Source organism: Sphingomonas molluscorum (genome assembly GCF_039522995.1).
GTDB lineage: Bacteria > Pseudomonadota > Alphaproteobacteria > Sphingomonadales > Sphingomonadaceae > Sphingomonas > Sphingomonas molluscorum.
The window spans coordinates 372351-389470 of sequence record NZ_BAAAEL010000010.1; the positions used below are offsets into that span (position 1 = coordinate 372351).

Sequence of the window (17120 nt, forward strand, 5' to 3'; positions counted from 1 at the left end):
GCGGTCGCGTGGAAGATCGTGTCCGCCAGTTTCCCGGCGATTCCGAACACTTGGTCGGCCGCGCTGGCGGTGCCGGGAAAAGCCCGCTACGCTTGGCGCATGGCATTCCCTGTACGCGTACGCCGGATCGCGCTGCCGCTTCTGGCCCTGATCGCCACCACGCCGCTCGTCGCCCAGACGGCGCCCCCGCCCGCACCGCAGCAGCAGAGCCGGCAGCTGCCGCCGTTGCAGCCGGTGGCGCAGGGGCCGGACACCCCCTGGCTGTTCAAGGGCAGCGACATCCCGCCCGACCGGTCCTGGACCTATGGGGTGTTGCCGAACGGGCTGCGCTACGCCGTCCGCCACAACGGCGTGCCGCCGGGGCAGATCGCCATCCGCGTCGCGATCGACGCGGGCTCGCTGATGGAAACGGAGCAGGAGCGCGGGTTCGCGCACCTCTTGGAGCATCTCTCGTTCCGCGGCTCGATGCATGTGCCCGATGGCGAGTCGAAGCGCGTGTGGCAGCGGCTGGGCGTGACGTTCGGCTCGGACACCAATGCCGCGACCAGCTTCACCCAGACGGTCTATAAGCTCGACCTGCCGGGGGCCACCCAGGCCGGCCTGGACGAGAGCATGAAGATCCTGGCCGGCATGATGGCCGAGCCCACGATCACCCCGGCCTCGCTCAATGCCGAGCGCCCGGTGGTGCTCGCCGAGCAGCGCGAGCAGCCGGGGCCGCAGCTGCGGCTGGGCGACGCGACGCGCGCGCTGTTCTTTGCCGGCCAGCCGCTCGCCGATCGTTCGCCCATCGGCAACGTCGAGACGCTGCAGGCGGCGACGGCCGACATGGTGAGCGCCTTTCATGATCGCTGGTACCGCCCCGACCGGGCCGTGGTGGTGATCGCCGGCGACGCCGATCCCAAGCTGCTCGAGGCAGCGGTGGTGAAGCATTTCTCCGGCTGGAAGGGCAAGGGGCCGGCCCCCCAGAATCCGGATCTCGGCAAGCCCAAGGCCGGTGGGCCGCTGAGCGCCGTCGTGAACGAACCGGCGCTGCCGACCCTGGTGCAGATGGCGACGGTGCGGCCCTGGACGGTTGGCAACGACACCATCGTCTTCAATCAGGAGCGCATGGTCGACCAGATCGCCATTCGGATCATCAACCGCCGCCTGGAAAGCCGGGCGCGGGCGGGCGCCAGCTACATCAGCGCGGGTGCCGACCTGGAAGACGTGTCGCGTTCGGCCAACATCACCGCGATCTCGATCATGCCGGTGGGGAACGACTGGGAGGCAGCCGTGCGTGACGTACGCGCCACCGTCGCCAGTGCCCTGCGCAACCCGCCTTCGCAGCAGGAAATCGACCGCGAGGTGGGAGAGATCCGCGCGGCGATGGAAAATGCCGTCGCGACGTCGCGCGTCGATGCGGGCGCCAAGCTTGCCGACAATCTGGTGGAGGCGGTCGACATCCGCGAGACGGTCGCGGGACCCGAGATGTCGCTGCGCATCTTCGACGGTGCCGTGGCCGGCAAGTTCTTCACCCCCGCCAAGGTGCAGGCGGCGACCCGCAAGGTCTTCGAGGGCGTCGAGACCCGCGCGCTCGTCAACACGCCGACGCCGGACCCGTCCGCAGCCAACAAGCTGGCAGCGGCGATCCAGGCGGATGTGACGGCAGCCGCCGAGAAGCGCGGGCCCCAGCGCACCGTGAAGTTCGACGAGCTTCCCAAGCTCGGCGCGCCCGGCAAGGTCACCGGCCGCAGCGTGGTGCTCACCGATCCGCAGATCGAGAAGGTGAGCTTCGCCAATGGCGTCAACCTGCTGATGTTCCCGAACAATTCGGAAACCGGCAAGGTCTATGTCCAGGTCCGCTTCGGTCGCGGGCTGAGCGCGCTTCCGTCGAACAGGCAGACGCCCGCCTTTGCCGGTGACCTGGCGCTGGTGGCGAGCGGCGTCGGCAAGTTCGGGCAGGAAGAGCTCGACCAGCTGACCGGCGACCGCCAGATCGGCCTGTCCTTCGGCATGCAGGAAGATGCCTTCGTGCTGGGCGGCATCACCACGGCGGCCGATCTCAACGACCAGCTCCGGCTGATCGCGACCAAGCTCGCTGGCCCCGGCTGGGATCCCAAGCCGGTGGCCCGCGCCCGTGCGGTGATGCTCGCCAGCTATGACAGCCAGTCCTCCTCGCCGGTGGGCGTGCTCCAGCGTGACCTCGAAGGCCTGCTCCACGCCGGCGACACGCGCTGGGCCTCGCCCGATCGCAAGGACATCGAGGGGCTGGATGCCGCTCGGTTCCGTGCGTTCTGGGAGCCGCTGCTCGCCAGTGGCCCGATCGAGGTGCAGGTTTATGGCGATACCACGGCCGATGCCGCCATCGCGGCGGTGGCCAGCACCTTCGGCGCGCTGAAGCCGCGGCCGGCGGCGCCGGTCGGCAATGTCGACGTGCGGTTCCCGGACCATGTGGCGACGCCCGTCGTGCGCACCCATACCGGCCAGCCCAACCAGGCGGCGGCGGTGATCGCCTGGCCGACGGGCGGTGGCAGTGCGGGGCTGACGGAAAGCCGCAAGCTGGAACTGCTCGCCGCCATTTTCCGGGATCGGCTGCTCGACAAGCTGCGTTCGGAAGCGGGGGTGAGCTATACGCCCAACGTTTCCACCGACTGGCCCGTGGGCCTGCCGAGCGGCGGCAAGATCCTGGCGATCGGCGCGGTGCCGCCCGACAAGACGGACTTCTTCTTCCAGCTGGCGCGCGGCATCGCGGCAGACCTGGTGGCGAACCCGATCACCGAGGACGAACTGCGGCGCGCACAGGCGCCGGTGCTGCAGTTCATTGCGCGCGTGTCGAGCGGCAACATGTTCTGGATGCAGCAGACCGCGGGCGGCACGCTCGATCCCAAGCGGATCGACGCGATCAACACCATCGCCTCGGACATCGGCACGACGACCTCTGCCGACATCCAGGCGCTGGCGGTGAAGTATCTCCGCCCGGAGAAGGACTGGTCGCTGGTGGTCGTGCCGGAGAAGAAGGCGAACTGAGTAGGTCCGGCGCAGCGAGGGCCAAGGTTAACGAGCGACGCGCTTGTGGCCCTGGGCTCCTGCCTGCGCAGGAGCGCGGTACGGGGATGACCCCGGGTGCCTCCAGCTGACGCAGCGACCCGGCAGTGCCTCACCCACTTCCGTGCTCCTGCGCAGGCAGGAGCCCAGGGTTGTCAGACGCGACGCCGATCGTTCTGCGTCGCCTTTGCAGGCGCCGGCTTACCCCTTGTAGAGCGCGTCCAGCCGCTCGCCATAGACCTGGCGCAGGATGTGGCGGCGGATCTTCAGGCTGGGGGTGAGCTGCTCGTTCTCGATGGTGAACGGCCGGTCCGCCAGGATGAAGCGGCGGATGCGTTCGGTCACGGTCAGGTCCTGGTTCACCCGGTCCACGGCGGCGCTCAACGCTGCGCGATAGCCGCTGTCCTCCGCCAGCCGCTTGAAGTCGCAGACCGCGCGGTTGGCCGCGCACCATTCCTGGGTCCACTCCGGATCGGGCACGATCACCGCGACCATATAGGGGCGGCGATCGCCCGCGATCATCGCCTGGGAGATCTCGGGCTGGAGGGTGAGCATCCCCTCCACCTTCTGGGGGGCGACGTTCTCGCCCTTGTCGTTGACGATGATGTCCTTCTTGCGGTCGGTGATCTTGATCCGTCCCGCCTCGTCGATCAGGCCGATGTCGCCGGTGTGCAGCCAGCCGTCTTTCAGGACGCGCGCCGTCTCGACCTCGTTGCGCCAATAGCCGTGCATCACCAGTTCGCCGCGGACCAAGATTTCGCCGTCGTCGGCGATGCGCACTTCGGTGTTGGCGAGCGGCGGGCCGACGCTGTCCATCCGCACGCCCGCCGACGGGCGATTGCACGAGATCACCGGCGCAGCCTCGGTCTGGCCATAGCCCTGGAGGAAGGTGACCCCCAGCGCCTGGAAGAACAGCCCCACCTCCGGATTGAGCGGCGCGCCGCCCGAGACCATCGCCTTCATCCGGCCGCCGAAGCGCTTAGCGATCTTGGGGCGGAACAAGGTCCGCACCGCCAGCTGCGCCGGTCGGTCGGTCAGGCGTAGGCGACCCTCGCTCTCCTTGTTGCCGAGTTCGATCGCCTTGCCGAGCAGATAGGCGGCCATGCCGCCCTGTTTCTCTACTGCCTTGGTGATCCGGGTGCGCAGCACTTCGAACAGCCGCGGCACGACGAACATGATCGTCGGGCGCACCTCCTCGATATTGGCGGCGAGCTTGTCGAGGCCCTCGGCATAATAGATCTGCCCGCCCAGCCCGATCGCGAAATGCTGGCCGCCGGTGTGCTCATAGGCGTGGCTCAGCGGCAGGAACGACAGGAACACCTCGTCGTCCCAGCCGAAATCCTCGGCGATGACCGCCGAGCAGCCGGCCACGTTGTGCAGGATCGCCCCATGGTGCTGCATCACCCCCCGGGGGGCGCCGCCGGTGCCGCTGGTATAGATGATGCAGGCGAGGTCCTCGCGCTGGAAGCTTGCCTCGCCCGCGGCCGCTTCGGCGCTGGCGGGATGATCGGCGATCAGCTGATGCCAACTGTGGAATTCGATGCTGCCGGGCTGGACCAGGCGGACGTCCTCGATCCCGATGATCTTCTGCGGGGTGGATGCGTGAAGGGCGGCCGGGATCAGCTCGCGCGCGAGCTTGGCAGTGGAGACGATCGCGGCGCAGGCGCCCGAATTCTCCATGATGTGCTGGTGGTCGCGCTGGGTGTTGGTGACATAGGTCGGCACCGTGATGCAGCCCGCGGCCATGATGGCGAGGTCGGAGATGCACCATTCGGGGCGGTTCTCCGACACCAGCATCACCCGGTCGCCGCGCTTGAGGCCGAGCGCCTTCAGGCCTGCGGCGAGGCTGGCGACCTGGCGCGCGGCTTCCGCCCAGCTGGTCGGCTGCCATTCGCCCCCGGCCTTGTGCCACAGGAATGGCTTGTCGCCCTTCTCGCGCGCACGCGCAAAGAACATCGTGACGAGATTCGGGAAGTGCTCGAGGGTACGCATGGCCTCTCCTGCCGCCCCGGCATCCGTGCGCCGGGGACTTGCCTGTTGTTACTCCGGGGGACGGGTGCCGAAGCCGCCGACCCGCTTGATTTCGACGACGGTGCCGTCCTGCCGCATGGCGACACCCTCGCTGCGCGGATCGGCGCCACCGACCCAGCGACCGTGTACGCGCTCCACCGCATTCGCCTTCAGGCCCATGGGCGCGATCTTCACGGGCTCTCCCAGCGCCTCGAGTGCAGGCGCCATGGCGTCGAGTTGGGTACCCTGTTCGAGAGTCGCAATCCTGCCCGGTGCATAGATCACCCCCAGGCCGATCGCGTCCTGCGCCGTCATCCGCCAGTCGATCACCGCGATCACCGCCTTGGCGACCTGGGCGATGATGGTGGACCCGCCCGCCGCACCGATCACCAGCCGGACCTTGCCGTCCGGGCCGTAGACGATGGTCGGCGACATGGAACTGCGCGGCCGCTTGCCGCCTTCGACCCTGTTGGCGACCAGGTGGCCGTTCTTTTCCGGCACGATGTCGAAGTCGGTCAGCTCGTTGTTGAGCATGGTGCCGTTCACCGACAGGCCCGAGCCGAAATAGCCCTCCACCGTCGACGTGACCGACACCGCGTTGCCGCGCGCATCGGTTGCCGAGACATGGGTGGTCCCCGGCACTTCGCTCTGCTGGACCCGGATGCGGGCAGGAGCACCGGCGGGCGTGCCGGGCGCGACGCTCCCCATCGTGCGGTCGGGCGAAATCAGGGCCGAGCGCGCGGCGATGTACGTACGGTCGAGCAGTCCCTTGACCGGCACCGTCACATGGTCGGGATCGGCCAGGTACATGTCGCGATCGGCATAGGCGAGGCGCTGGCTCTCGGCCATCAGATGCCAGGCGACCGGCGAGTCCTTGCCCAGCTTCGCCATGTCGAAGCGTTCGAGCTGCTTCAGGATCATCAGCACCGCGACGCCGCCGGACGAGGGCGGGCCCATGCCGCAGATGCGATAGGCGCGGTAGCTGCCGCACACCGGCGCGCGTTCCTTGGCATCGTAGCTGGAGAGGTCGCCCGCGGTCATCTTCGACGGGTTGCGGGCGGCGGTGTTGACGGTGGTGACGAGCTTCTGCGCGTCCGGCCCCACATAGAAGCTGTCCGGGCCCAGCCGCGCCAGGCGCTCGAACAAGGCCGCCTGTTCGGGGTTCTTGAGCAGCGTGCCTACCGGCAGCGCCTTGCCGTCCGACGTCAGATATTTTGTCCGCGCCCACGCGTCGATGTGGCTGCCGAAGCGGTCAATCCCGGTGTTGAGCCGCTGGGTGATGCGAAAGCCGTCGCGGGCGAGCCGGATCGCCGGCTCGAACAGCTTCGCCCAGGGGAGCTTGCCGGCGCGGGCATGCGCCATCGCCCATTCGCGCAGGTTGCCCGGCACTCCGACGCTACGCCCGCCGGGCACGGCTGCGGAATGGCTCAGCGGATTGCCGTCGGGCGCGTAGAACCAGTGCGGATCGGCCGCCGCGGGAGCCGTCTCGCGCCCGTCGATGGTCAGGAGCTTGCCGGTCCTGGCATCATGCCCGACCCAGAAGCCGCCGCCGCCAATGCCGGAGTTCTGCGGCTCCACCACGTTGAGCGCGAGCAGGGTCGCGATCGCGGCATCGGTGGCGCTGCCGCCGGCGCGCAGCATCTCGACGCCCGCCGCCGCGGCGCGCGGGTCCGATGCGCTGACCATGCCTTGCGCCGCCTGCTTGGCGGGATGGGCGACCTGGGCACTCGCAACGACGGGTACGGCGAGCAGCAATGCTGCACAGCTGAGGAAACGCTTCATGCCTGCAGGAGTAGCCGCGATTGTCCCGGGTGCAAAGGCGAGGGGACACGGCCGAAGCCGTGCCCCCTCCGTCCTCAGCCGCGCCGCGTCGCCGCCGCGTAGAGCGCGATGGCCGCTGCGTTGGAGACGTTCAGGCTTTCGATCTGGTCGCTGATCGGCAACCGCGCGAGCACGTCGCAATGCGCCGCGGTGTTCTGGCGCATGCCTTCGCCTTCGGCACCCAGCACCAGCGCGACCTTGTCCGATCCCATCGCCTGATCGAGCGTTAGGTCGGTGTTGCCGGTCAGGCCGATGCGCCAATAGCCGGCCTCGGCGATCTCCTCGAGCGCGCGGGCGAGGTTCACCACGCGCACCCAGGGGACGATCTCCAGCGCCCCGGACGCGGTACGGGCGACGGTGCCGGACTCCGGCGGCGCATGCCGGTCCTGCGTCACGATGCCGAGGGCGTCGAACGCGGCTGCCGAGCGCAGGATCGCGCCGACATTGTGCGGGTCGGTGACCTGATCGAGCACCAGCAGCGGGCGGGTGTCGGAACGGCCGCGCTCCAGTAGGTCGCCCAGCCAGATGTCCTCCAGCGGATCGACCTCTGCCACCATGCCCTGATGCGGGGCGTCATTCGGAACCAGCCGACCGAGGTCGGCCGCCTCGGCATAGGTGACGGTCAGCGTCGACGGAAGGTCGAGCTGCGACAACGCCTCGTGCGTGCCCCACAGCTTGCGCACTGTGCGCTCAGGGTTCGCGAGCGCCGCGAGTACCGCATGGCGGCCCCAGAAACGGGGGCGCTGCGGGGAGCCCTGGCTCGGGCGATGACCACGACGTGCCATGCTCAGTCCTCCGCCTTCGGCCAGGCGTACGGGTCGGTGACCTTCGGCTGGCGGGGCAGCGGCGGCTTCGGCAGCGGCTTTTCCGCGTTGGCGGCATTGAGGAGGAAGGAAGCCATGATGATCGATGCCTGACGCAGGTCCTCGCCCTTCATATGGTCGAAGGTATCGGCATTGGTGTGGTGGATGCGGCTGCCATAGTCCAGCGGGTCCTGGATGAACTGAAAGCCCTGCAGCCCGATCGACTGGAAGAAATAGTGATCGGTGCTCGACGTGCGGCGCATCGCCACGGTGCCGGCGCCCATCGCCTGGAACGGCGCGAACCATTCGCGGAAGATCGGCACCGCGGCCTGGTTGTTCTCGGCATAGATGCCGCGGATCTTGCCCGAGCCGTTGTCGAGGTTGAAATAGGCGGCGAGCTGGTCGTAGCCCGGCTTCTTCGTGATCGGCCAGCGCGAGGTCCAGCCATAGAAGCGGGCGAGGCCGGTCGTCGGCCCGGTTGCGGCCGGCGCGCGCGTGGCGATGTGCTGCTCGATATAGGCGAGCGAGCCGAGCAGCCCCTGTTCCTCGCCGTTCCACAGCGCGAAGCGGATCGTGCGCTTCGGCCGCACCCCCATCTGCGATAGGATGCGCGCGGCCTCCATCACCACGGCAGAGCCCGCGGCGTTGTCGGAAGCGCCATCGCCTGCGGCCCAGCTGTCGAGATGGGCACCAGCCATCACATAGCCGGCCTTGGGATCGGTGCCAGGGATGTCGGCGAGGATGTTGTAGGCCTGCACGTCGCTGTCGTCGAAGCGGACGTTGCTGGTCACTTCCAGCGTCGGTGCCTGGCCGACGCGGGCGAGGCGGGCGAGGCGGCGATAGTCCTCGGCCGCGATCTCGATCCCGGGCGTCGCCGGGGTCTGATCGCGTCCGAACAGATAGCCGCTGCCGTGCAGCAACATGCCGTCGCGGCTGGACATGGTCGCCATCGCCACCGCGCCCTCGCTCTTCAGGAACGCGTCGAGCTTGAGCGAGAAGTCGAGCCGCTTGAGCCGGCGGTCCGCCGCCTCCGGATCATTGACCGGTGCTTCGAAGAAGTCCTGGTCGGCGAGCTCCTGCTGGCTGAGCCGACGGAAGGCGGGACGGTCCGGCTCCGAGCCGGTGTCCGGCTGGGTCACCATCACGATCTTGCCCGCCAGCTGCCCGCGATAGCGTGCGAAGTCCGCTTCCTTGGACATCGGCGCCACGATCACCGGCGCAGTGACAGTGCCGTTGGTGCCGGGGGTCCAGGCGATCGGGATCGCGGTCAGCTGGATCGGGCGCGGGGTCACCATGCGTACGCTCGAGCTGACGATCGACCAGCCGCGGCCGAACTCGAATCCTTCCTTGTGGACGTTCTTCAGGCCCCATTCGCGGAACTTCGACTGGGTCCATTCCTCTGCCTGGCGCATGCCGGGCGAGTTGGTGAGCCGCGGGCCGATCACGTCCGTCAGGTGCTGCGCGATCGGCATCACTTCCGACTGGTTGGTGCCTTCCTCGATGATCCGGTTGACGGCGTCGCGATCGACCGACTGGGCGGCAAGGGGTGTGGCGGCAACGGTGGCAAACAAGGCAAGAGTGAGCGCGCGCATCGGGTTCCGTTCGTGGGAGGGAAGAGAAAAAGCGTCGTCATGGACGCTATGCGGGCCAGGAAAGGCGCGCAAGCCGTTGACAGCGTGGCGGCGGGACGGCAATGGGCCACCTCGCTTCAGCGAAGCGGCCCCGTGGAAGGGTGGCCGAGTGGTTAAAGGCAGCAGACTGTAAATCTGCCCACGCAAGTGTACGCTGGTTCGAATCCAGCCCCTTCCACCATCCGCCCCGGCGCGGCGGATCGGTTCTCCCGGAAAAAGGGACACCTGCGCTGCCGACCCCCCTGATCTTCATCGCCGCAGCCATGCTTGAGATCGGCGGATGCTTCGCGTTCTGGAAATGGGCGCGGCTCGGCGCATCGCCCTTGTGGCTGATCCCCGGCCTGGTCGCGCTTGCCGGCTTCGCCTGGATCCTCACCTTTGCCGACACGCCCGCGGCGGCGCGCGCCTATGCGGCCTATGGCGGCATCTATGTGGCGACTTCGCTCGGCTGGATGTGGCTGGTCGAGGGGCTGCGGCCGGACCGCTTCGACCTGATCGGCGGGGGGCTGTGTCTGGTGGGGTGCCTGGCGATCCTGTTTGGGCCGCGGTGAGGGGCGGGTCCCTACCTCCCTCTTCAGCCGATCTCGCCTCCCCCCACACCGTTTGTCTCGAGTAGGGATCGAGCTTGTCGAGAGCCCGTATCGAGAGAGCCACAACGGCCGACCTCTCGATACGCCGTCTCGACAAGCTCGACGGCTACTCGAGGCAAACGGTTGGGGAGGGGGCTCTTGCGTCCGCCGCTTGGCGCGGCTACCTCCGGCGCATCGGGCGGGTATAGCACAATGGTAGTGCAGCAGCCTTCCAAGCTGAATACACGGGTTCGATTCCCGTTACCCGCTCCACCTTCTTTCCGCCTCCGCCCGCCACGGCGTTCCCGCCGCGCGATTGCCGGAGCTGCGGACCAGCCCTAGAGAGCGCCGCCATGGCCCGCATCGAAACGCCCCGCCCCATCCGCGGCACCCAGGACATCTTCGGCGCAGACCAGCGCCGCTTCGGCCGCGTGGTCGACGCCTTCGAGCGCATCCGCCGACTCTATTGCTTCAGTCGCGTCGAGCTGCCGGTGTTCGAATCGACCGCCGTCTTCGCGCGCTCGCTGGGCGAGACCACCGACGTCGTCTCGAAAGAGATGTACAGCTTCGAGGATCGCGGCGGCGATTCGCTGACGCTCCGCCCGGAGTTCACCGCCGGCATCGCCCGCGCCTACCTGACCGACGGGTGGCAGCAGTTCGCCCCGCTCAAGATCGCGACCCACGGCCCGGTGTTCCGCTACGAGCGGCCGCAGAAGGGGCGCTATCGCCAGTTCCACCAGATCGATGCCGAGGTGATCGGCGCGGCCGAGCCCGGCGCCGATGTCGAACTTCTCGCCTTTGCCGACCAGCTGCTCCACGAGCTCGGCATCGCCGATGGTGTGACGTTGCAGCTCAACACGCTGGGCGATGCGGAAACCCGCGACGCGTGGCGCGCCGCGCTGGTCGCGCACTTCGAGGCGCACCGCGACGTGCTGAGCGAGGACAGCCTGGCGCGGCTCGACAAGAATCCGCTGCGCATCCTGGACTCCAAGGACCCGCGCGATCGCCCGGTCGCAGACAGCGCGCCGGGGATCGACGACTACCTGACTAGCGAGGCGCGCGACTTCTTTGCCGCGGTGACGGCGGGGCTGGACGCCGCGGGCGTGGCGTGGACCCGCAACGATCGGCTGGTGCGCGGGCTCGACTATTACCGCCACACCGCATTCGAGTTCGTGACCGATCGGCTCGGCGCCCAGGGCACGGTGCTCGCCGGCGGCCGCTACGACGGGCTGATCGGCTCGCTCGGTGGTCCCGAGACGCCGGGCGTGGGCTGGGCGGCCGGCATCGAGCGGCTGGCGATGTTGCTGGAGGAGCCTTCCCCGGACGAGACCACTGTAAACGATGTGGCGGTAATTTCGGGAGGTAGCCGCACGGATCTCGTGGTTCAGCGCATCGTACCCGCACTGAGGAAGAATGCCTCTGCCAGGTTCGACCGGCCGTTGCTCAGCGTAGAAGGGTACTTGGGTCGTAGTCGAAACAAGTTGTTCGAGAAAGCTCGGAAAAAGTCTGCAGCGATGCTTCTCCTTGAGGACTCTGCAGGAGGGGAGCTTGCGACCCTTCGTTTTTGGACCGGGAGGTTCGGCGTACCTTCAGGCAAGTTCGATGACATCGTGGGTTCGCTGAGAGCCGGAGGCTTCGACATCATAGCAGCCGAGACGAACCTGCCTTATTCAACCGGCGAGGAAACGGCTGCCACTGGCGCGTTGTTCTATTTGATAGAACGCGCATGACCGCCATCTCTCCCGATCGCATCGCCCAGATCGAGGCGCGGCGCGACGAACTCCAGGCGTTGATGGCGACCGGCGAGCTGCCGGGCGACCGCTTCGTGGCGGTGTCCAAGGAATATGCCGAGCTGGAGCCCGTGGCCGAGGCCGCGGGCGCCGTCCGGCGGCTGCGGGCCGAGGCCGAATCGCTTGAGGACATGAGCCAGGACGGCGACGAGGAACTGCGTCGCATGGCCGCCGAGGAACTCCACGAGAACCGGGAGCGGCTGGCGGCGGCCGAGCACGCGCTGGCGCTGGCGCTGCTGCCGCGCGACGCGGCCGACGAGCGCCCGGCGATGCTCGAAATCCGCGCCGGCACCGGCGGCGACGAGGCGGCGCTGTTCGCGGGCGACCTGTTCCGCATGTACCAGCGCTATGCCGACAGCCGCGGCTGGCGGGTGGAGATGATCTCGGCCAGCGTGTCCGACGCGGGCGGGTTCAAGGAGGTCGTCGCCTCGGTGACGGGGCAGGGCGTGTTCGCGCGGCTGAAGTTCGAAAGCGGCGTCCACCGCGTCCAGCGCGTGCCGGTGACCGAGAGCGGCGGGCGCATCCACACCTCCGCCGCGACCGTCGCGGTGCTGCCCGAGGCCGAGGAAGTCGACGTCCAGATCGACGACAAGGATCTGCGCATCGACGTCTATCGCTCGTCGGGTCCGGGCGGCCAGTCGGTCAACACCACCGACTCCGCCGTCCGCATCACCCACCTGCCGACCGGGCTGGTGGTGATCCAGCAGGACGAGAAGTCGCAGCACAAGAACAAGGCCAAGGCGCTCAAGGTCCTGCGCACCCGCCTGTACGAAGCCGAGCGCGAGCGGCTCGCGTCCGAGCGCTCGGGTACGCGCAAGGCGATGGTCGGCTCGGGCGACCGCTCGGAGCGGATCCGCACCTACAATTTTCCGCAGGGGCGGGTGACCGACCACCGCATCAACCTGACGCTCCACCGCCTGCCCGAAATCCTGGAGGGCGAGATGGACGAGCTGATCGGCGCGCTGATCGCCGAGGACGAGGCGGAGCGGCTGGCGACGCTCGACGCCGCGTGACGCCCACCGCCGCCGAGGCGGTGCGGGAGGCGGCACAGCGGATCGCCACCGTCTCGGACACGCCGCGGCTCGATGCCGAACTGCTGATGGCCCACGCGATGGGAGTCGAGCGCAATGCGCTGCTGCTCGGGCGCCTCGCCGATCCGGTGCCGGCTGGCTTTTCCGCGCTCGTCGAGGCGCGGTTGGCGCATACCCCGGTCGCCTATCTGACCGGCAGCCGCGCCTTCTGGACGATCGATCTGGAGGTGGGGCCGGGCGCGTTGGTCCCGCGCGCCGACAGCGAGACGCTGATCGAGGCGGCGGTGGCGCACTTCGCCGATCGCGCCCCGGCGACCGTGCTCGACCTGGGTACCGGACCCGGCACGCTGCTGCTCGCTGCGCTGGACCAATGGCCGGATGCGCAGGGTCTCGGGGTCGACCGGTCAACCGACGCCCTGGACTATGCACGCCGCAATGCCGAGCGGCTCGGCATGGGCGGGCGGGCGAGCTTCATGCTGGGCAACTGGGCGGCGGCGTTGGACGCACGCTTCGACCTGGTTCTCACCAACCCCCCCTATATCGGCACGGACGAGCGCCTGCCGCAGGAAGTGGTCGGGCATGAGCCCGCCGGGGCCTTGTTCGCCGGGGCGGACGGACTGGACGCCTATCGCCTGCTAGCACCCCAACTCGCGCGGCTGCTCGCGCCCGGCGGGATCGCGGTGGTGGAGATCGGCTTCACCCAGGCGGAGGCGGTGTCCGCGCTGCTCCATGCCCAGGGGCTTTCAACCCGCGTCGCACCGGATCTGGGCGGGCGCCCTCGCGCGCTCGTTGCCCGTTGAATCCGGCGTCGGCACCCCCATATTTCCCCTTGGAGATCGCCCGTGCAGCCGCTAAGACCGGGGCGGGGCAAGCCACCTTCGACCAGTCACAGGTGAGTTCGGGGCACTGCCCCCTCCAGCGTCATGCGCGCCACTGCGGTCCGGTGGCCATGGCAGACGGGGTCGCGCAAGAGCGCGTCTCCGCGACAGGCAGCATCCGGGATCGACAGGATCGACGGACAGTTTTGAACGGGACACACACACGTTGATAAACAACCGGCAAGCCGGCCGCCGTCGCGGCCGTGGTGGGCAGCGTCCTCAAGGCGGGGGCGGCAGCCCCGGCCGTTCCGATAACGGCAATCGTATCGACAGTCGTGCACGCGGCAATGCCGCGCAGCTGCTGGAAAAGTACAAGAACCTGGCTCGCGACGCGCAGATGCAGGGCGATCGGGTCAACTCGGAATATTACTTCCAGTTCGCCGATCACTATTTCCGCGTGCTCAACGACAATCGCGCGCGCGTCGAAGAGAACCAGCGCCAGCGCGGTGACTTCGCCTCCGATGACGACGGCGAGGAGTTCGAGTTCGAGGGCGAGAACGGCGGCAACGACCGCCCGCAGCGCGAGGAGCGGGGCCAGCGCGAGGACCGCCCCCGCCGCGAAGACCGGTCCCAGCGTGAGGATCGTCCGCAGCGCGAGGATCGCCCTCAGCGGGACGCACGTCCGCGGACCGAGCGCGCGCCGCGCGGCGAACGCCCGCCCGTGACTCAGACCGAGGTGGATGGCGCTCCCGTGGACCAGTTGCAGCTGGTTCCTGCCGAAGCCGCCAACGATGCGGACGTGCAGCCGGTGGAGGCAGAGGCGCGCACGCCCCGCGCTCGCCCGCGCGCCCGTCGTCGTGACGCCGAGCAGCCGGCAGAGGCTGCGGCCGAGGCTCATGGGATCGATGCGGACCGGCTGCCGCCGGCGCTCGGTGCTGTGGAAGGCGAGGGTGAGGAGCGTCCCCGCCGCCGCCGCCGCGTCCGCGCCGACGACGAGGTGATGCCGCCGGCCGCCTGAGGTCGAGCGCACGCCTGAAAACAAGGGGCCGGTACCGCAACCAGCGGTGCCGGCCCTTTTGTTATTCCGTGTCGGGAGAGTCGGCCTCGGGGCGGTCCTTGCGTGCGAACCGGTCGACTGCAGCATCGTGGCCCGTGCCCGAGCTCAGGAAGATCAGCCCCATCAGCACCGCCGCCATCAACACCGACAAGCCGACACCGAGCGCGGTCGCGATCGCCATGTGGATCGGCAGCGGACCGACCAGGTGCCACAGCAACGCCACCGCGACGCCCGCGGCGAGCGCCGCGACGGCGGCCATCCACTTCAGCAGCCGCCGGAACCGGCCCCAGGCGAAGCGCGCATAGGTCGGATCGTCCAGCGGATCAGGCTCATCGTGCAGCATCGTCTTGCAATCCCATCGAAACATGGGATGCTCAACCCTCGTCGATGCACGCGGCGGCAGAGGAGGGTGCGATGACCATCGCGGTGATCCTGAGCGGCAAGGGCCATGACGTGGTCTCCATCGACGCCGGGAGGACGGTGGGCGACGCCGTCCACCTCCTCGCCGAGCGACGGATCGGCGCGGTGCCGGTGATCGAGGGAGACTCGATCCTGGGCGTCTTTTCGGAACGCGACGTGATCGGCTGCCTGCATCACGGCGGGGCGGCCACGCTCGATCGTCCGGTGACCGCGGCCATGACCGCGCCCGCCGTCACCGTCTCCCCGCAGGAGCCCGTGCTCGCGGCCCTGTCGTTGATGACGCACCGGCGCATCCGCCATCTTCCCGTGGTCGAATCGGGCCGTCTCGTCGGCATCGTCTCGATCGGCGACCTAGTGAAGCACCGGATCGAACGCATCGAGGCCGAGGCGCAGGCGATGCGCGCCTATATCGGCAGCTGACCGACGGCCTCAGGCCCGTCGCGACCGGACCAGCGCCAGCGCCTCGGCCAGCAGCCCGCGTCCGAAGGTCAGCATCCAGCCCGCGTAGACCAGCGCTCCGGCCGGAACCAGGATGGCCACTCGCGGCAAGGGCGCGAGCGGCGGCAACAGCTGGTCGACCAGCAGCACGGCGAGCGCCATGCCGACGCTCCCCAGCAAGGGCTGGCAGACGGCCACGGCGAGCGCCCCTGCGCGCACCCCGATCACCGGCAGCGTCCGCCACGCACAAAGCGCGAGGTACAGGGGCGCGGTAATGAGCCAGGCGGTGGCGAGACCCAGGACGCCATGGCGCACGCCGACAAGAAAGGCGATCGGCAGCAGGATCGCCCCGATCGCACCATTGCCCGCGCTGATGCCAGGCCGCCCACACGCATCGCACGCCGGGGCGAACAGGATCTGCAGGGTCAGGAACGGCATGGCGAGCGCGAGCAGCCCCACGACGGGGCCGGTCTCCAGCCACTTCTCGCCTAGAACCACCGACACCAGCGGCTCGGCCACCACCGCGAGGCCGAGGTAGAAGGGCATCGCCACCAGCAGCACCATGCGAACGCCCATCAGGAACGCGGCGGCGACCGAGCTGCGGTCATGCTGGATCCGGGCATAGGCGGAAAAGGCGACGTCGTTGATCGGCGGCACGAACTTCGCGACCAGGATCTGCGCCAGGAACAGGCTCGTCGTGTAGATGCCGAGCGCATGGGCATCCAGGTGCCGCCCGGCAACGAAGACGTCGGCCTGGCTCTGGATGACCCAGAACAGCTGGCTCGTCGCCATCAGGACGCCATAGCGGGCGATCCCCCCGGCGCCTCGAAAGTCGAAGCTCGGGCGTACCCATGCACGCGCCGCCACCATCATGCCGATGGCGCGCGTCCCGAACAGCACCATCGGCGCCAGCACCAGGGTCCAGACACCCAGCCCCCCGAGTGCGCCGCCAAGAGCCGCGAGGGCTCCCAGCACGGCCGAGAGCAGGTTCACCGCCGCCTGGCGTCGGAAATCCATCGCGCGGCTCAGCAGCGCATAGGGAAAGGCGATGAAGGGGGTGGCGAGATACAGCAGCGCCTGCACGCGCAGCAGTTCGGCGACCTGGGGGTGCCGGAAATAGGTGGCCGCCAGCGGTGCCGCCGCGATCTGGAGGATCGCGAGTGCCCCGTTCAGCACCAGCAGCATCCCGAACAGCTGCCGGATCGCGCGATCGTCGACCTCCGGCTTCTGGATCAGTGCGCTCGCAAGGCCGTAGCCGTTCAGCATGTTGAGCACGACCAGCACGACCTGGGTCATGGCGAACAGGCCGTAATCCTGCGGGCTCAGGATCCGGATTACCAGGAAGGTGGACGCCCATGCGATCAGCTGGCCGACGATCTGCGTGCCTGAGCGCCACAGAATCGCAGAGCGGACCTGTTGCCGCAGCGATTCGGCGGGGCGATTCGTCTCCTGAAGGGGCGCATCCATGGTTCCGGCCTATGCCGAGCCGGCGCCGTGCGCCACAAAAACCGCAGAAATCCGGGACTTTTCAACTCTTCCGTCACATTTTTGAAAAATGGGTTTGACGGGTTTGGGTGATGCCTCTAGAGACCCGTTCACCGCAGCGGCGCACCGAACTGGAGCGCTTGCTGAGGTCGCAAAAAACCTGGTGCTGAGCGCCTCTTGAAAGAGGGGTTTGCTGGAGCGCCGGCGTTTTGTTCTTTGACAT

At 68.6% G+C, this 17120-nt stretch carries 13 protein-coding genes and 2 tRNA genes; 9 read left to right on the top strand and 6 right to left on the bottom strand.

Going from position 1 to position 17120, the window contains the following annotated elements:
* The first annotated feature begins 99 nt into the window (after positions 1 to 99).
* Entirely contained in the window at positions 100 to 3006 is a 2907-nt protein-coding gene (locus ABDZ92_RS12125) for a M16 family metallopeptidase (protein ID WP_343763058.1), read from the top strand.
* A 219-nt stretch (positions 3007 to 3225) separates the two neighbouring features.
* Here ABDZ92_RS12125 and ABDZ92_RS12130 read toward each other — a convergent pair whose 3' ends face one another.
* From ABDZ92_RS12130 to ABDZ92_RS12145, 4 genes are all read right to left on the bottom strand, one after another.
* Positions 3226 to 5016 (bottom strand): AMP-dependent synthetase/ligase, encoded by a 1791-nt coding sequence (locus ABDZ92_RS12130; RefSeq protein ID WP_125959295.1) that lies wholly within the window; start codon positions 5014 to 5016, stop codon positions 3226 to 3228.
* Positions 5017 to 5064: 48 nt separating this feature from the next.
* Complete coding sequence (gene ggt / locus ABDZ92_RS12135; protein WP_125959294.1) at positions 5065 to 6816, bottom strand: gamma-glutamyltransferase; 1752 nt, start codon at positions 6814 to 6816, stop codon at positions 5065 to 5067.
* 74 nt (positions 6817 to 6890) lie between these two features.
* The gene (gene rlmB / locus ABDZ92_RS12140; RefSeq protein ID WP_125959292.1) at positions 6891 to 7640 is read right to left on the bottom strand and encodes a 23S rRNA (guanosine(2251)-2'-O)-methyltransferase RlmB; all 750 of its coding nucleotides are present in this window, start codon (positions 7638 to 7640) and stop codon (positions 6891 to 6893) included.
* A 2-nt stretch (positions 7641 to 7642) separates the two neighbouring features.
* Complete coding sequence (locus ABDZ92_RS12145) at positions 7643 to 9250, bottom strand: M20/M25/M40 family metallo-hydrolase (protein WP_125959291.1); 1608 nt, start codon at positions 9248 to 9250, stop codon at positions 7643 to 7645.
* 134 nt (positions 9251 to 9384) lie between these two features.
* Here ABDZ92_RS12145 and ABDZ92_RS12150 point away from each other — a divergent pair.
* From ABDZ92_RS12150 to ABDZ92_RS12180, 7 genes are all read left to right on the top strand, one after another.
* Positions 9385 to 9470, top strand: a tRNA-Tyr gene (locus ABDZ92_RS12150).
* A 49-nt stretch (positions 9471 to 9519) separates the two neighbouring features.
* Positions 9520 to 9840, top strand: a complete 321-nt coding sequence (locus ABDZ92_RS12155; protein ID WP_125959489.1) for a YnfA family protein — start codon at positions 9520 to 9522, stop codon at positions 9838 to 9840.
* A gap of 217 nt (positions 9841 to 10057) precedes the next feature.
* Positions 10058 to 10131, top strand: a tRNA-Gly gene (locus ABDZ92_RS12160).
* Positions 10132 to 10211: 80 nt separating this feature from the next.
* Positions 10212 to 11588, top strand: coding sequence for a histidine--tRNA ligase (gene hisS, locus ABDZ92_RS12165; RefSeq protein ID WP_241211713.1), 1377 nt, complete (start codon positions 10212 to 10214; stop codon positions 11586 to 11588).
* Complete coding sequence (gene prfA / locus ABDZ92_RS12170; protein ID WP_125959289.1) at positions 11585 to 12661, top strand: peptide chain release factor 1; 1077 nt, start codon at positions 11585 to 11587, stop codon at positions 12659 to 12661. The genes hisS and prfA overlap by 4 nt, the downstream gene beginning before the upstream one ends.
* Positions 12658 to 13479, top strand: a complete 822-nt coding sequence (prmC, locus tag ABDZ92_RS12175) for a peptide chain release factor N(5)-glutamine methyltransferase (protein WP_125959287.1) — start codon at positions 12658 to 12660, stop codon at positions 13477 to 13479. Before prfA ends, prmC begins: the two co-directional genes overlap by 4 nt.
* Before the next feature lie 244 nt (positions 13480 to 13723).
* Positions 13724 to 14515 (top strand): DUF4167 domain-containing protein, encoded by a 792-nt coding sequence (locus ABDZ92_RS12180; RefSeq protein WP_125959286.1) that lies wholly within the window; start codon positions 13724 to 13726, stop codon positions 14513 to 14515.
* A 61-nt stretch (positions 14516 to 14576) separates the two neighbouring features.
* Here the strand turns inward: ABDZ92_RS12180 and ABDZ92_RS12185 are convergent, their stop codons facing one another.
* Entirely contained in the window at positions 14577 to 14897 is a 321-nt protein-coding gene (locus tag ABDZ92_RS12185) for a hypothetical protein (RefSeq protein ID WP_125959488.1), read from the bottom strand.
* A 71-nt stretch (positions 14898 to 14968) separates the two neighbouring features.
* On the opposite strand from ABDZ92_RS12185, the gene ABDZ92_RS12190 reads away from it, so the two are divergent.
* Positions 14969 to 15394, top strand: coding sequence for a CBS domain-containing protein (locus ABDZ92_RS12190; RefSeq protein ID WP_125959284.1), 426 nt, complete (start codon positions 14969 to 14971; stop codon positions 15392 to 15394).
* 9 nt (positions 15395 to 15403) lie between these two features.
* Here the strand turns inward: ABDZ92_RS12190 and ABDZ92_RS12195 are convergent, their stop codons facing one another.
* The gene (locus ABDZ92_RS12195; protein WP_125959282.1) at positions 15404 to 16879 is read right to left on the bottom strand and encodes a lipopolysaccharide biosynthesis protein; all 1476 of its coding nucleotides are present in this window, start codon (positions 16877 to 16879) and stop codon (positions 15404 to 15406) included.
* Positions 16880 to 17120 lie beyond the last annotated feature (241 nt).

Coding starts and splice junctions, on each gene's coding strand:
- ABDZ92_RS12125 (WP_343763058.1), top strand. CDS start 100: ATGGCATTCCCTGTACGCGTACGCCGGATCGCGCTGCCGCTTCTGGCC.
- ABDZ92_RS12130 (WP_125959295.1), bottom strand. CDS start 5,016: ATGCGTACCCTCGAGCACTTCCCGAATCTCGTCACGATGTTCTTTGCG.
- ggt (WP_125959294.1), bottom strand. CDS start 6,816: ATGAAGCGTTTCCTCAGCTGTGCAGCATTGCTGCTCGCCGTACCCGTC.
- rlmB (WP_125959292.1), bottom strand. CDS start 7,640: ATGGCACGTCGTGGTCATCGCCCGAGCCAGGGCTCCCCGCAGCGCCCC.
- ABDZ92_RS12145 (WP_125959291.1), bottom strand. CDS start 9,250: ATGCGCGCGCTCACTCTTGCCTTGTTTGCCACCGTTGCCGCCACACCC.
- hisS (WP_241211713.1), top strand. CDS start 10,212: ATGGCCCGCATCGAAACGCCCCGCCCCATCCGCGGCACCCAGGACATC.
- prfA (WP_125959289.1), top strand. CDS start 11,585: ATGACCGCCATCTCTCCCGATCGCATCGCCCAGATCGAGGCGCGGCGC.
- ABDZ92_RS12185 (WP_125959488.1), bottom strand. CDS start 14,897: ATGCTGCACGATGAGCCTGATCCGCTGGACGATCCGACCTATGCGCGC.
- ABDZ92_RS12190 (WP_125959284.1), top strand. CDS start 14,969: ATGACCATCGCGGTGATCCTGAGCGGCAAGGGCCATGACGTGGTCTCC.
- ABDZ92_RS12195 (WP_125959282.1), bottom strand. CDS start 16,879: ATGGATGCGCCCCTTCAGGAGACGAATCGCCCCGCCGAATCGCTGCGG.